The sequence below is a fragment of the Proteiniphilum sp. UBA1028 genome (assembly GCF_002316955.1).
GTDB lineage: Bacteria > Bacteroidota > Bacteroidia > Bacteroidales > Dysgonomonadaceae > Proteiniphilum.
On record NZ_DCEN01000014.1, the window covers coordinates 3,632 to 3,915 of the forward strand.

1 pseudogene is annotated in these 284 nt (G+C 44.7%); it reads right to left on the minus strand.

The annotated features are described in order from the left end of the window. Window positions 1–284: pseudogene (locus B3Z75_RS01825) on the minus strand (hypothetical protein); the annotation flags it as partial.

Genomic DNA, 284 nt, shown 5'->3' on the forward strand with positions numbered 1-284 from the left:
ATGGATACCTCGGTAATAAAATTGCCTTCGCCCTTCTCTTTTTTCAAATAGGCATAAATATCGGATGCATGCTGTGTTGCTGCCAGGAACTTGCCTGCAATTTCGTGCAACAATTCTTTGGTTACATGCAGCGGCTCATCCATCCCGGGAATTTGCAGCTGACCCAGGTATTTTTCACATGAAGTAACAAAAGAGTCTACCTCCTCCTTGCTGCTTCCTTTGCCGATAAATGATGCGACATCGAGCGTGAAAAAATCGGACACAGCCACATATTTGGCTACTGT